We start from the raw sequence: 14,220 nt of genomic DNA, 5'->3' as shown, positions 1-14,220 counted from the left end.
ACCACCTCAGGAGCCCGGCGCGGGGGGCGTGGGCTCGCTGCCCCCGCCCAGTCCACCGAGACCGGGGTCGCCGTGGACGTCGCCGCCGGGGCCGGGCGGCGTCACCACGACGCCACCCTCGTGCGGCTTGGCCAGGATGCCGTTGGCCGCGACCCGGTCGCGGATCGCCTGCGGGATCTCGACCGGCGGGATCGCCGAGGGGTTGCGCGTGGGCGAGCCGGTCCAGGCGGGCCGCTGGGGCCGCATCCGCAGCGCCTCGAAGATCTTGGCGACCTGCTCCTTGTCGAGCGTCTCCTTGTCGAGCAGCGCCAGCACCAGGGCGTCGAGGACGTCGCGGTTGTCCTCCAGGGCGTCGAACGCCTCCTGGTGGGCGGTGGTGAGCAGCTTGTTGACCTCGTCGTCGACGATCGCGGCGACGTCCTCGCTGTAGTCGCGGGAGTGGCCGAGGTCGCGACCCAGGAACGGCTGGCTGTTGTCGCTGCCGAGCTTGATCGCACCGAGGCGCTCGGTCATGCCGTACTGCGTCACCATCGCGCGGGCCAGGCTGGTGGCCTTCTCGATGTCGTTGCCGGCGCCGGTCGTCGGGTCGTGGAAGATCATCTCCTCCGCCGCCCGGCCGCCGAGCATGTAGGCCAGCTTGTCGAGCAGCTCCGAGCGCGTCTGGGAGTACTTGTCCTCGTCGGGCAGCACCATCGTGTAGCCCAGGGCGCGGCCGCGGGGCAGGATCGTGATCTTGTGGACCGGGTCGGTGCCGGGCATCGCGGCGGCGACGAGGGCGTGGCCGCCCTCGTGGTAGGCCGTGACCAGCTTCTCCTTCTCGCTCATCAGCCGGGTCCGACGCTGCGGGCCGGCGATGACGCGGTCGATCGCCTCGTCGAGCGCGGCGGCGTCGATCATCTTGGCGTTGTTGCGCGCGGTGAGCAGCGCGGCCTCGTTGAGCACGTTGGCCAGGTCGGCACCGGAGAAGCCGGGCGTGCGGCGGGCGGTGTTCTCGAGGTTGATGTCGGGCGCCAGCGGCTTGCCCCGGGCGTGGACCTGGAGGATCTGGGTGCGGCCGGCGAGGTCGGGGGCATCGACGGAGATCTGGCGGTCGAAGCGGCCCGGGCGCAGCAGCGCCGGGTCGAGGACGTCGGGCCGGTTGGTGGCCGCGATCAGGATGACGCCGCCGCGGACGTCGAAGCCGTCCATCTCGACCAGCAGCTGGTTGAGGGTCTGCTCGCGCTCGTCGTGGCCGCCGCCCATGCCGGTGCCGCGGTGACGCCCGACGGCGTCGATCTCGTCGATGAAGACGATGGCCGGCGCGTTCTCCTTGGCCTGCTCGAACAGGTCGCGCACCCGGCTCGCGCCGACGCCGACGAACATCTCGACGAAGTCGGACCCGGAGATGGAGTAGAACGGCACGCCGGCCTCACCGGCGACCGCACGGGCGAGCAGGGTCTTGCCGGTACCGGGCTGGCCGTAGAGCAGCACGCCCTTGGGGATCTTGGCGCCGACCGCCTGGAACTTGGTCGGCTCCTGGAGGAACTCCTTGATCTCGCCGAGCTCCTCGATCGCCTCGTCGCACCCGGCGACGTCGGCGAAGGTGGTCTTGGGCATGTCCTTGGAGATCAGCTTGGCCTTGGACTTGCCGAACTGCATGACCCGGCCGCCACCGCCCTGCACGCTGTTCATCAGCCACAGGAACAGCAGGATGATCAGGACGAACGGGATCAGCGTGAACAGGATGCTGGTCAGCGCGCTGGGGCGCGGGTTCTCGGACGTGAGCTTCTCGAGGCTGCCGTCGTTGGTCTCCAGCTGCGCCTCGGCCTGGGCGATCAGGCCCTGCTGCTGGCCGAGGACCCAGTAGGAGGCGACCTTGTCGCCGTCCTCGCGGGCACCGTCGACGAGCGTGGCCTCGATCTTCTGCTCACCGTCGATGAACTTGATCTCCTCGACCTGGTCCTCGGCGATGTAGGACTGCAGGCGCGAGGTCGGGACCTCGTCGTAGCCGCCACCGGACGCGAGGAACTGCAGCGCCAGGACCACGGCGAGCACCGCGATCCCGATCCAGACCCAGGGACCCTTGAAAATCCGCTTCACGACCACACTTCCGCACTAGCACGACTGAACCCTCGACGGTACAGGTCGCCGGGGAGGGTCCCATCCTCTCAGGGAGGTGGGAAGCGCTGCGGCGTCGGGCCACCGGGGCCGGCGTACGACCGGGTGCCAGGCGGGTGTGGGCCGGGTGTGAGCCGGGGGTCAGCTGTAGACGTGCGGGGCGAGCGTGCCGATGTCGCGCAGGTTGCGGTAGCGCTCGCGGTAGTCCAGGCCGTAGCCGACGACGAACTCGTCGGGGATGTCCCAGCCGACGTACTTGACCTCGACCGGCATCTGCAGCGCCTCCGGCTTGCGGAGCAGGGTGCAGATCTCGACGCTGCCGGGGTTGCGCGAGGAGAGGTTGGAGGTCAGCCACGACAGGGTCAGGCCGGTGTCGATGATCTCGTCGACGATGACGACGTGCCGCCCGGAGATGTCGGTGTCGAGGTCCTTGAGGATCCGGACGACGCCGCTCGACTTGGTGCCGGAGCCGTAGGAGGACACCGCCATCCAGTCCATCTCGACGTGGCGGGTGAAGGCCCGGGCCATGTCGGCCATCACCATCACGGCACCACGCAGGATGCCCACGATCAGGAGGTCCTGGCCCTCGTAGTCGGCCTCGATGCGGGCCGCGAGCTCACCGACCTTCCCGACGATCTGCTCCTCGGTGAAGAGGACGTGGAGGAGGTCGTCGTCGACGTGGGAGGCGTCCATGCCGATCAGGCTAGTGGTGCGCGCACGAACCTCAGCACGTCGCCCTCGCGGACGGCCGTGACGTGGCCGGGGAGCTGGATCTGCTTGGGCAGGTTGCGGTCGTTGAGCACCTGCGCCAGGAGCGCCCTCACGTGCACGAGGGTCAGCTCGGACGGCGGGCAGCCGGCGCTCAGCGCGGCGAGACGGAGCAACCGGTCGCGGATCGCCGGCTCCAGGGGCTCGAGGCCCCACACGACGAACCCGGCGTCGTCGTCGTAGAGCTCGCGGAAGCGGGCCCGGGCCAGGGAGTCCAGGGTCTCGTTGTCTGCCTGCAGCTGTTCGGCGGTCCGGGCGAGTGCCTCGGTGATGCCGGGGCCGAGCTCGCGCTCGAGCACCGGCAGGACCCTGTGTCGCACGCGGGACCGGGCGTAGCGCGGGTCGGCGTTGTGCGGGTCGACCCAGAAGTCGACGCCCTCAGCCCGGCACGCGGCCTCGGTCTGGCTGCGGCGGACGCCGAGCAGGGGGCGCACGAAGTGCGGGGCGTCTGCCGCGTCGTCGCGCTGGAACCCCGTGCGCATGCCGGCGATCGACCGACCACCGCTGCCCCGGGCGAGGCCGAGCAGGACCGTCTCGGCCTGGTCGTCGAGGGTGTGCCCGAGGAGCACCCGGACCGCCCCGAAGTGGCGCGCCATCTGGTCGAGGACGTCGTAGCGCGCCTCGCGAGCGGCCGCCTCGGGGCCGAGCCCCCCGGCGTCGACCTGCACGCGGACCGACGCCGTCTCGTCGGCGCCCAGCCCGACCATCTGCGCCACCACCCGGGCCGTGTGGTCGGCCGAGCCGTCCTGGAGTCCGTGGTCGACCACGGCGCCTACCACCCTGACCGGCACCCGGCGCGCCTCGGCGACCGCCGCGGCCAGGAGGGCCAGCGAGTCCGCACCCCCGGAGCAGGCCACCAGCACGACCTCGGCGTGGGGCGGGCCGACCCAGGGCCGGACGGCGCGACGTACGACGGCGACCGCCGGGTCCAGGGTCAACCCAGGACCCTCGAGACCCACGCCTCGGGGTCGGACAGCTCGGCCTTGGACGGCAGGTGCTCGGCGCGCTCCCAGACGACGTTGAACTCCTCCATGCCGACCTTGTCGACGACCGAGCGGACGAAGTGGGCGCCGTCGCGGTACTGCGCCATCTTGGCGTCGAGGCCGAGCAGCCGGCGCAGCACGCGGTCGAGGCCCCCGACGCCCTTGCGGCGCTCGGTGAAGCTGCGGCGGATGTCGGCGACCGAGGGGATGACCGAGGGGCCGACGCCGTCCATGACCACGTCGGCGTGGCCCTCGAGCAGCGACATCATCCCGGTGACCCGGTCGAGGATCTCGCGCTGCTCGGGCGTGCTGACCAGGTCGACGATGCCGTTCTTGCCGAGGCTGCCGACGCCGCTGCGCAGCGACTCCGAGAGCCGCTTGACGATCTCCTCCAGGCCGGAGGGCCCGACCGTGGCCGAGAGCGCCTGCACCTCGGAGAAGAGGTGGTCGCGCATCCACGGCACCGCGGTGAACTGCACCCGGTGGGTCTCCTCGTGCAGGCACACCCACAGGCGGAAGTCGCTCGGGTCGGCGCCGAGCTCGCGCTCGACGTGCACGATGTTGGGGGCCACCAGCAGCAGCCGCCCGTCGGGGGCGTGGAAGGGGTCGAACTGGCCGAGCACCTTGCCGGCCAGGAAGCCGAGCAGGCCGCCGACCTCGGCGCCGGTGACCCGCGAGCCCACGGCTACGGCGAGGCCCGAGGGCGGCTTCTTCTCGGTCAGCTTGTCGACCAGGGGCGAGACGATGTGGCGGAACGAGTCGGCGTTGGCCTGGATCCACCCGGCGCGGTCGACCACCAGGACCGGCGCGGTGTGGTCGGCGGCGACCAGCCCGGTGAACTCGCGCACGAGCCCCGTCGACCGCTCGGCCCCGGCGCGCAGCTCGGCGACCACGTCGGCCGCCTCCCCCGCCGAGACGGTCGGGCCGTCACCGGCGAGGCGGGAGGCGATGCGGACCGCGAGGTCCCAGTCGACCATCTGGTCGGACCGCGGATGGTCGGACTGGCTCATGCCGCGAACCTACCGGGAGGGGCGATGCGCGCCGTACGACGTGCGCCGGCCGAGGGGGAACCGGCACCCGCACGATGGTCGAGCCGAGTCGAGACCCGGCGCGGCGCGCACGCTGCGGTGGTCTCGAGACGGTTGCCAGCGCAACCTCATCGACCACCGTCGGCGACCCACGGTGGTCGAGCCGGGTCGAGACCCGGCGGGGTGCGCACGCTGCGGTGGCCTCCACCGTCGGCGACCCACGGTGGTCGAGCCGGGCGAGCGCCAGCGAGCCCGGGTCGAGACCCGGCGAGGGAAGGCACCCAGCGTCGGTCGGTCACCGGCCGCAGGCGCACGCCCCCAGGGCGACGGCGGCGGTGTCGAGGTCGGTCTCCGCCTCGGTCGACAGCGGGACCCGGATCCGGTCGGCCATCAGCGCGAAGGCCACGACGGTGCCGTCGGGCAGGGTGGCCAGGCCGGCGAGGGAGCGGACCGAGGTGAGGGTCCCGGTCTTGGCGCGCACCCGGCCGCGGCCGGCCGGCGGGCCCTCGCTCATCCGGTCGGTGAGCGAGCCGGTGAACGCGGCGACCGGCAGCCCGGTCAGGACCGGACGCAGGTCGGGCCGGTCCGGTGACGCCGCGAGGCGCAGCACCCCGACGAGGGTGGTCGGGTCGGCCCGGTTGGCCCGCGACAGCCCGCTGCCGTCGTGGAGCATGCTGGCGCCCATCGACACCCCGGCCTGCCGCAGCACACGTCGTACGCCGGCGCGGCCAGCCTCGATCGATCCCTCCCCCGACGTCGCCAGACCGACGTGGCGCAGCAGCACCTCGGAGGTCTCGTTGTCGCTGACGTCGAGGAGGCGCTCGACGATCCGGCCGAGCGGGGCGCTCTCGACGGCGGCGACGGCCTCGGTGCGGGGCGCCGCGGCGGGCGCCGGCGTCCCCAGGACCTCGATGCCGGTGGCGGCCAGGGCGGCGGCGAAGGACTGCGCGGCCTCGGCCGACGGGTCGGCGACGCGGCCGAAGCCGGTGGGCGACCGGCCCTGGTCGACCCACAGCGCCGTGGTGGGGCTGACGATGGCGTCGGGGACGTAGTCGGGCTCCCAGGTGGGGTTGACGGCCGGCCCGGAGAACAACGAGTCGTCGTAGGCGAGCCGCACCCGGCGTACGCCGTCGGCACGCAGCGCGGTCGCGGTCTCGGCCGCCAGGGCGTCGAGGTCGGCGCGGGCCGGGTAGGGCCAGGGCTCCCCCGCGTCGAGGGGCCCGCGCTCGAGGAGCGGGTCGCCGCCACCGACGAGGGTCACCTGTCGGCCCTGGCGGCGTACCTCGGTGGTGAACACGTGGTCGGGCCCCAGGGCGAGGAGCGCGGCCGCCGCGGTGACGACCTTGGTGGTGGAGGCGGGGATGGCGGTGTCGTCGGCCCCTCCCGAGGTGAACACGGCGGGCCCCCCGGTGAGCGGCGCCACCTCGGCCAGGACGTGCCGACCGAGGTCGCGGTCGCGCAGGTAGGGCTCGAGCACCCGGCGCACGGCGGCCGGGTCGACCCGGCGCGAGGCGTCCGAGGCCTGGGCCACGGCCGGCGGCGCCACGACCTCGGGCAGCTCCACGCCGCGCGGCGGCGCGACGGTGGCGGGGTCGGGCGGAGCCGTCGTCCCGCCGTCGTCGCCGTCGCGCAGGCGGTCGACGAGGTCGTAGCGCCACACGGCCACCCCGCCGACGACGAGCGCCAGGAACAGCACCAGCGTCAGGGTCCCGCGCAGGGGCGAGGAGCCGTTACCTGCGTCACCTCTGGCCATCGAGTTCCTCCCTGGTGCGCGAACCAGGACATTGTGCGCGAGACTGTCGTGCACACCACGCGGCGGCCCCGTCGGCCTGACGCGTCCAGATCGCTACTGACCCGAACCTGTCCGGAGGAATGCACGTGCTCGAGTTCGACGTACTGGTGGAGATCCCCAAGGGCGAGCGGAACAAGTACGAGGTCGACCACGAGACCGGGCGGATGCGCCTCGACCGGATGCTCTTCACCTCGACGCAGTACCCCGCCGACTACGGCTACATCGAGAACACCCTCGGCCTCGACGGCGACCCGCTCGACGCGCTCGTGCTGCTGCAGGCGCCGACGTTCCCGGGGTGCCTGATCAAGTGCCGCGCGATCGGGATGTTCCGGATGACCGACGAGGCCGGCGGCGACGACAAGGTGCTGTGCGTGCCGTCGACCGACCCCCGCCAGGAGCACGTGCGCGACATCAACCACGTCCCGAAGTTCGACCGGCTCGAGATCCAGCACTTCTTCGAGGTCTACAAGGACCTCGAGCCCGGCAAGTCCGTCGAGGGCGCCGACTGGGTCGGCCGTACCGAGGCCGAGGCCGAGGTGATGGCGTCGTTCGAGCGCGCGAAGACCGAGGGCACCGCTCACTGAGCCAGGGCCACCGGTGACGCTCCGCTACCGCGACCGGACGGCGTCCGTCGTTGCTGCGGTCACGTGGGTGGCCGCGCTGGCCGGCGCGGCCTCGGTCCTGCTCGCCCTCGCCGACGTGGGCGACGGGTGGTTCAGCGTCACCTCGTCCCTGCCGATCACCGTCTTCTGCCTCCTCGTCGCGGTCGTCTGGACGTCGGCCGTGGACGTGACGGTCGTCGTCGGGCCCGACGGCCTCGACAAGCGGCAGCGGCTCGGCCGGGGGTGGCAGGTCTCCTGGCCCCAGGTCGAGCGCGTCGGGACGGCGCCCTCGGCGCCCGGCACGCTCGTCGTCGTCTCCGCTGCGCTGCCGGCACGGTCACCGGTCAACGAGTGGTCGTTGCGGAGCACCTCGCTGCCGCGCGGCGCGCGCACGCTGCCGGCACTGCCGCAGCTGCTGGACGCGGTCGCGAGGCACGGCGGCCGCCCGGTCGAGCACCTGCCCCCGGGCTGAACCGCGACGGTCAGGCCTTGACGCCGCGGAAGTAGCCGATCGCGCCGGACCGCTCGAGGGTCGCCTCGGGCACACCCTGCCCGGCCAGCCACGCCAGCAGCTCCGGTCCGGTGCACGACGGGCCGATCAGCCCGGCCAGGCGGCCGACGCGCCGCAGCGGCTCGTGCCGCAGGCCGCTGTCGTTGAGCACCGCGCTGCCGGTGATCACGCCTCCGGGACGCAGCACCCGCGTCATCTCGACCACGGCCCGCGCCGGGTCGGGGAAGCAGTGCAACCCGGTCATCGTGACGACGAGGTCGAACGACGCGTCGTCGAAGGGCAGGTCCCCGACGTCGGCGACCCGGGGCTCGACCTGGTCGGCGACGCCGCGCTCGCGGGCGGCGTCCGTGGTGCGGTCGAGCATCGTCCGGGCGATGTCGGCGGCGACGTAGGCGAGGCCCTGGCCCGGCCGCAGCCCACGCAGCGCGACCCCGCCGCCGCAGGGCACGTCGAGCACCCGCGCGCCCGCCGGCTGGCCACCGATCTCGGCCGTCGCGGCGTACAGCAGGCGCAGGTCGCTCTGGACGCCGACGCGCCAGAGCAACCCGCCGACGCGCGGGTGCTCGACCGTCCAGTCGTAGACCGTCGCCCAGAGCGGGTCGTCGCCCCACCCGCCGAGGCCGGGCAGCCTCACGGCTACCCGATCAGCTCGGGCGAGCGGAGCATCTCGACGGGGATGCCGAACCCGTCGACGAGGTCGCCGGCGAGCGGGCGGATCTTGCGGCACAGCGACGCCACCTCGCGGCTGATCGCCTTGCTGCGCTGGGAGGAGAGGCGCCCGTGCTCCATGAACCAGGCGCGGTCGGCCTCGATGCCGTGCAGCGCGTGCAGGTCGCAGAGCAGGTTGAGCGCCACCTTGTTCGGCCCGTCCGGCATCGCCGCGGTCTTGGCCACGAACGCCTCGAGCACCAGCCGCTCCATGTGGGCGTGGGCTGCCGCGATGACGTGGTCCTGCACCCGCGAGAACACCTCGCCGGCGTTCATCCCGCCGTCGATGCCGCGCTTGAGGCGGCGCGCCACGCCGGCGAGCGTGTGCTCCTCGCGGAACCGGTACATCGCCAGCTGGTACTCCGGGTCGAGCAGTCCGGCCTCCTGGTCCCACCGGTCGGCGCCGCCGGGCAGCACGTCCTTGATCCGCTCGAGCAGCTTGTGCACGTTCGTCTTCTCGATGACCGTCTCGACGGCGAGCCCGGCGACGAACCGCACCATCCCGAACTGGTCCATCTCCTCGAACTCGCTCGAGTACGCCGTCAGCAGGCCCTTGGCGACCAGCTGCATCAGCACGTGGTTGTCGCCCTCGAAGGTGGTGAACACGTCGGTGTCGGCCTTGAGCGCCGCGAACCGGTTCTCGGCCAGGTAGCCGGCGCCGCCACAGGCCTCGCGGGACTCCTGGATGGTGCGGGTCGCGTGCCAGGTGCCCAGCGCCTTGGTGCCGGCCGCGCGCGACTCCAGCTCGCGGCGGGCGAGGTCGGGGTCGGCGTCGGGGTCGAGCGCGCCGGAGAACACCTCGTGCACCTGGGCGGCGACGACCTCCTGCGCGAAGTGCAGCGCGCAGGTGCGGGCGAGCAGGGGGAACAGCCGTCGCTGGTGGAGGCCGTAGTCGAGGAGCAGCTCCTCGTGGGTGCCGGTCGCCTCGAACTGGCGCCGCTGCAGCGCGTACTTCGTCGCGATCGTGATCGCGACCTTGGAGGCGTTGATCGCCGCCCCGCCGACGCACACCCGACCCTGCACGAGGGTGCCGAGCATGGTGAAGAAGCGCTTGTTGGGGTTCTCGATGTCGCTGACGTAGACGCCCTCGGGGGTCACGTCGGCGAACCGGTTGAGCAGGGCCTCGCGCGGCACGCGGACGCCGTCGAACCACAGCCGTCCGTTGTCGACGCCGTTGAGGCCCATCTTGAGCCCGTCGTCCTCGATCCGGACGCCGGGGGCGGGCTCGCCGTCGACCCGGATCGGCACCAGCAGGGCGTGCACCCCCTGGCTCTCGCCACCGACGACCAGCTGCGCGAACACCACGGCGAGCTCGCCGTGGGCGGCGGCGTTGCCGATGTAGTCCTTCCAGGCATCGGGCCGGGTCGACTCGACCAGGAACTCCTGGGTCGCGGCGTCGTACGTCGCCACGGTGCCGAGGGCCTGGACGTTCGAACCGTGCCCGGTCTCGGTCATCGCGAAGCAGCCCATCAACCGGCCGCTGACGATGTCGGCGAGGTAGCGGTCGTGGTGGTGCTGCGTGCCGAGCTGCAGCACGGCACCGCCGAACAGCCCGAACTGCACGCCCACCTTGACCAGCACCGACAGGTCGCCGAGCGCGAGCGTCTCGAACGCCGCGAGCGAGGCGCCGATGTCTCCGCCGCCGCCGTGCTCCTGCGGGAACCCCATCCCGGTCTGGCCGGTCGCGGCCATCTCGACCACCACGTCGCGCACCCGGTCGCGGAACTCGGTGCGCGACATCTCCTCCGCGTCGACGAGCACCTGGGCGTGGTCGGCGAGCTGGTCGCGCACCAGCTGCCGCACCTCCGCGTACGTGCCGTCGAGCAGCCCGGTCAGCGCCGGTACGTCGACCACGGGCTGGACGTAGCCGTCACGGCGGGGGCCGGACGTCTCGGGCGGCGCGTCGGCCGGGTCGGTCGGGCCCGCTCCGGGCGCGTTGGAGGGGTGGTCGTCGGTCGCGGGTACCACGGTGTCGCTCGCCATGACCCCTACGTTACCGGCCAGTAGGCAGGACGCCACCCCCCTCTCGGGCGCGATCGGCGTGCCGATCGTCACGACCGGGATCCCGGTCGTCGCGACGCGGATCCGGTTCGTCGCGACCGGGATCCCGGTCGTCGCGACGTGGCGTCCGGTCGTCGTGACGCGGATCCCGGTCGTTCTGACCCGGACCCCGGTCGTCGCGACCGGGCTCAGAGGCGCGCGAAGTGGGTCGGCGGGATCCAGTAGTGCAGCGACTCCTCCACCACCGGCCGGCCCGTCCGGGGCGCGTGCACGATCATGCCGTCGCCGACGTAGAGCGCGACGTGGAAGATCGACGACGGGTCGCCCGAGTCGCCCCAGAACGCCAGGTCACCCGGCTGGAGGTCGCCCTCGCTGATCGGGGTCGACTGCTCGTACTGCGCGACGGAGTAGTGCGGCAGGGTGACCCCGGCCGCGGCCCACGCGCCCGACGTCAGCCCGGAGCAGTCCCACGAGCCCGGGCCCGCCGCGCCCCACTGGTAGGGCTCGCCGATCTGTGCGCGGGCGAAGGCGATCGCGGCCGCCGCCAGGCCGCTCGCGGCGGGCGCCGGGTCGGGAGCCGGCTCCGGTTCCGGCGCGGGCTCCTCGGTCGGCTCCGGCTCCGGCTCCGGCTCCGGCTCCGGGTCCGGCTCCGCGGTCGGCGCGGGACCGGTCGGCTCCGGCGGCGGCTCCGGCGTCGGCGGCGGCGTTGGCTGCGCCGCGGGCTCGGGGGCAGCGGGCGCGTCCTGCCGCTCGCGCTGCGCCTCGGCGCGGGCCGCCTCGGCCGCGGCGAGCGCGGCGCGACGCTCGATGCCGGCCTGGCGCCGGGCGGCGAGCCGGACGCTGACGTCCTGGAGCACCGCGAGCTCGGCCACCAGCTGGTCACGCCGGACGGCGGCCGCCCCGACCTCGGCCACGGCGGCGTCGGCCGCGGCCTGGGCGTCGTCGCGCGTCGTCCGCGCCGCCTCCTCGGCGGCCGCGGCGCGGGCCTCGGCGTCCTCGGCGTCCTCGCGGGCGGTCTCGGCACGGTCCTCCGCGGCGCCGAGGTCGTCGCCGTGGTCAGCGAGGGCCTCGTGGCCGATGCGGGTGGCACCGATCTGCTCGAGCAGCTCACCGACCCCGTCGGCCCGGAGCATCGAGGCGTAGGCGTCGAGGTCGCCACCCGAGGTGTAGCTGCTCCGCACCGAGCGCCGGTACACCTCGCGCAGCTCGTCGACGTCGGCGCGTGCCGCGCTCTCGGCCGCCCGCGCGGCCGCGGCCTCCTCGCGGGCGATGCCGGCGGCGTACCGCGCGCCGTTGAACGTCTCGGCCGCCCGCGCGGCCGCGATCTCGGCGCTCGTCGCCCGCGACTGCGCCGCCGCCAGGTCGGCGCGTACGGCGGCGACGTCGCGCTGCCCGGCCGCCACCGACGACCGCGCCTCGCGGACCTCGCGCCCGGTCGGCGTGCGGTCGTCGTCCGCGCTGGCGACCGCGGTCAGACCACCGCACACGAGCGCGGCGAGGGACACGACGACGACGGTCCGCACTGGACGCACAGGCAACAGGAGGCTCACGAGTCACAACCGAAACAGAAGACTGCAGAAGTCACAACCCGTTCGGCGTGTCGACTTGACGCCGCGCCGAGAACTACATCGTTGTGACTTTGCCGCGCTCCACGGCGGGCACGTCGTCGACGTCGTCGACGGGTCCCGATCGGCCTCCGTGGCGGTTGAACCGCTGCCCCGTCGCCAACCCGCCGAGGTAGAAGGAGACGAGGGCGAGCATGATCCCGGCGACGTCGTCGGCGAGGTAGTGCCACCCGAAGTAGATGGTGGCGATCACCGTGAGTCCGAAGTTGACCCAGAAGATCCGCTTGAGCACGACGCTGCGCACCGTGAACTGCACCATCAGCGCCCACAGCAGGGTGATGCCGCAGTGCAGGCTCGCGAAGCCGGCCACGGAGTTGACGATGCCCTCCACGCTGCTGCCGTCGTAGGACCCGTTGAGGACTGCGGCGCGGCTGCGGTCGAGGGAGTCGACCAGGGTGGTGGTGCCGGTCTGGGACAGGTCGGTGTAGCCGGAGCGGTAGTGGAACGCCGGCCCGAGCGTGGGCAGCGCGTAGTAGGACGCCGTCCCGATCGCCCAGGCGAAGCACTGGGAGACCACGAACCAGTAGCCGAAGGAGATCCGGCGCGACCAGATGATCCAGGCCATCACCATCAGCGGGACCATCGGCACGAACAGCAGGTAGATGGTCGAGAGGACGTGGGCGGCGACCGACGTGCCGAGCAGGTCGTGGAGCACCGGGCCGGGCGGGTGGCCGAAGAACAGGATGCGGTCGACGTTGTTGAGCTCGCGGTCGAACATCTGCGAGGCGTCGTCGAAGTCGCGCACGAACGGCAGGGCCGACTTGAGGTTGCGGTAGCCGACGTAGGTCACGTAGAAGCACGTGACGCCGAGGACCACCAGGACGATCCGGTCGCGGGTCCAGTGGGTGCGCAGCCGCTCGCGGACGACGGGACCCATCGCGCTGCGGCGGAGCCGCGAGTGCCAGAGCATCCGCGGGACGATGTCGAGGGTCAGGCAGAGCAGGAGCAGCAGCGGCAGCCGCACCCACGACGGGCCGAGGAACGAGCCCTCGGGGTCGAGCAGCGGCTGGTCGTAGCGCTGGGCGATGAGGAAGGCCAGCAGGCCGGTCGCCGCGGCGACACCGATGGCGGTGAGGACGGCGCGACGGTACACCCGCACATCCTAGGAGTGGCCGGGCCCGATCACCGCCGTGCGGGCCGGGTCGACCGAGAGCGTCACCCGCTCCCCCGGGGCGGCGTGGGTCCCGGGCCCGGCGACCGCGTCGACGTCGCCCACGCCGTCGACGTCGACGACCAGGCGCACCTGGTCGGGCGTCGCCCGGACCGTCCGGACGACGCCGGCCAGCGGGCCGCCCGGGTCGAGGCCGAGGGCCGAGCGTCGCACGGCGACGGCGGGCGCCGGCTTCAGCCCGGCGGCGCGCAGCACGAGCGCTGCAGCCGCCCCGTCGAGCACGCGGGCGTAACCGAGGAACAGTGCCGTCGCCTCGTCGACCGGGCGGGCCCAGACGTCGGCGATCTCGCCCTGCTGGACGATGCGACCCTCGCGCATCACGACGAGGCGGTCGGCGAGCGCGAACGCCTCCTCCTGGTCGTGGGTGACGATCAGCGCGGTGGTGCCGGCGGCGCGCAGGATCGCGTGCAGGTCGCCGGCCAAGCGCTCCCGCAGGCCGGCGTCGAGCGCCGAGAGCGGTTCGTCGAGCAGCAGCAGCCGTGGGTCGGCGGCCAGCGAGCGCGCCAGCGCCACCCGCTGCCGCTCGCCGCCCGAGAGCGTGCCGGGCAGGCGGTCGGCGTACCCCTCGAGGCCGACGAGGGCGAGCAGCTCGACCACGCGGGCGGCGGTGTTGCGTGCGCGTCGCAGCCGCAGCGGGTAGGCGACGTTGCGGGCGACGGTGAGGTGGGGGAAGAGCTGGCCGTCCTGGAACATCAGCGCGAACCCGCGCTTGTGGGTCGCCACGCCGGCGAGGTCGTCGCCGTCCCACGCCACGGTGCCACGGGTCGGCTGCTCCAGCCCGGCGACGGCCCGCAGCAGGGTCGACTTGCCGCAGCCCGATGGGCCGAGGACGGCGACGACGCTGCCGTCGGGCACCTCGAGGGTGGCGTCGACGACGGCGGGGACGCCGTCGTACTCGACGTCGACGGAGGTCAGGGTCAGCACGTCGTCACCA

General features: G+C 73.4%; 12 protein-coding genes. 2 read left to right on the top strand and 10 right to left on the bottom strand.

Translation table 11 applies throughout. From position 1 onward, the window contains the following. Nucleotides 1-6: 6 nt before the first annotated feature. The 5 genes from ftsH to dacB form a co-directional block, all read right to left on the bottom strand. Nucleotides 7-2,085, bottom strand: a complete 2,079-nt coding sequence (gene ftsH / locus AC4MBH_RS08505; RefSeq protein WP_491794356.1) for an ATP-dependent zinc metalloprotease FtsH — start codon at nt 2,083-2,085, stop codon at nt 7-9. A 153-nt stretch (nt 2,086-2,238) separates the two neighbouring features. Then, nucleotides 2,239-2,790, bottom strand: coding sequence for a hypoxanthine phosphoribosyltransferase (gene hpt, locus AC4MBH_RS08500; RefSeq protein WP_491794354.1), 552 nt, complete (start codon nt 2,788-2,790; stop codon nt 2,239-2,241). 5 nt (nt 2,791-2,795) lie between these two features. After that, a complete protein-coding gene (tilS, locus tag AC4MBH_RS08495) occupies nt 2,796-3,803 on the bottom strand; it encodes a tRNA lysidine(34) synthetase TilS (RefSeq protein ID WP_491794352.1) in 1,008 nt (335 codons plus the stop codon). After that, entirely contained in the window at nt 3,800-4,858 is a 1,059-nt protein-coding gene (locus AC4MBH_RS08490; RefSeq protein WP_491794351.1) for a zinc-dependent metalloprotease, read from the bottom strand. The genes tilS and AC4MBH_RS08490 overlap by 4 nt, the downstream gene beginning before the upstream one ends. A 313-nt stretch (nt 4,859-5,171) precedes the next feature. Then, nucleotides 5,172-6,629 carry a D-alanyl-D-alanine carboxypeptidase/D-alanyl-D-alanine endopeptidase gene (dacB, locus tag AC4MBH_RS08485; RefSeq protein ID WP_491794349.1) on the bottom strand — a complete coding sequence of 486 codons (1,458 nt, stop codon included), beginning with the start codon at nt 6,627-6,629 and terminating at the stop codon, nt 5,172-5,174. A gap of 125 nt (nt 6,630-6,754) precedes the next feature. On the opposite strand from dacB, the gene AC4MBH_RS08480 reads away from it, so the two are divergent. Both AC4MBH_RS08480 and AC4MBH_RS08475 read left to right on the top strand, forming a co-directional pair. Continuing rightward, a complete protein-coding gene (locus AC4MBH_RS08480) occupies nt 6,755-7,252 on the top strand; it encodes an inorganic diphosphatase (RefSeq protein ID WP_491794347.1) in 498 nt (165 codons plus the stop codon). A 13-nt stretch (nt 7,253-7,265) separates the two neighbouring features. Then, the gene (locus AC4MBH_RS08475; protein ID WP_491794345.1) at nt 7,266-7,742 is read left to right on the top strand and encodes a hypothetical protein; all 477 of its coding nucleotides are present in this window, start codon (nt 7,266-7,268) and stop codon (nt 7,740-7,742) included. A gap of 10 nt (nt 7,743-7,752) precedes the next feature. On the opposite strand, the gene AC4MBH_RS08470 is transcribed toward AC4MBH_RS08475, so the two are convergent. The 5 genes from AC4MBH_RS08470 to AC4MBH_RS08450 form a co-directional block, all read right to left on the bottom strand. Continuing rightward, nucleotides 7,753-8,415, bottom strand: coding sequence for a class I SAM-dependent methyltransferase (locus AC4MBH_RS08470; protein ID WP_491794344.1), 663 nt, complete (start codon nt 8,413-8,415; stop codon nt 7,753-7,755). Between the two features lie 2 nt (nt 8,416-8,417). Continuing rightward, entirely contained in the window at nt 8,418-10,472 is a 2,055-nt protein-coding gene (locus AC4MBH_RS08465; protein ID WP_491794342.1) for an acyl-CoA dehydrogenase family protein, read from the bottom strand. A gap of 206 nt (nt 10,473-10,678) precedes the next feature. Beyond that, nucleotides 10,679-11,995 carry a C40 family peptidase gene (locus AC4MBH_RS08460; protein WP_491794340.1) on the bottom strand — a complete coding sequence of 439 codons (1,317 nt, stop codon included), beginning with the start codon at nt 11,993-11,995 and terminating at the stop codon, nt 10,679-10,681. Between the two features lie 118 nt (nt 11,996-12,113). Continuing rightward, on the bottom strand, nt 12,114-13,208 hold the full coding sequence (locus tag AC4MBH_RS08455; RefSeq protein WP_491794339.1) for a phosphatase PAP2 family protein: 1,095 nt from the start codon (nt 13,206-13,208) through the stop codon (nt 12,114-12,116). Nucleotides 13,209-13,217: 9 nt separating this feature from the next. Beyond that, on the bottom strand, nt 13,218-14,210 hold the full coding sequence (locus AC4MBH_RS08450) for an ABC transporter ATP-binding protein (protein WP_491794337.1): 993 nt from the start codon (nt 14,208-14,210) through the stop codon (nt 13,218-13,220). Between the last annotated feature and the right edge of the window lie 10 nt (nt 14,211-14,220).

The organism is Nocardioides sp. WJ219 (assembly GCF_058559815.1).
This window is presented reverse-complemented; position numbering and strand designations above follow the sequence as displayed.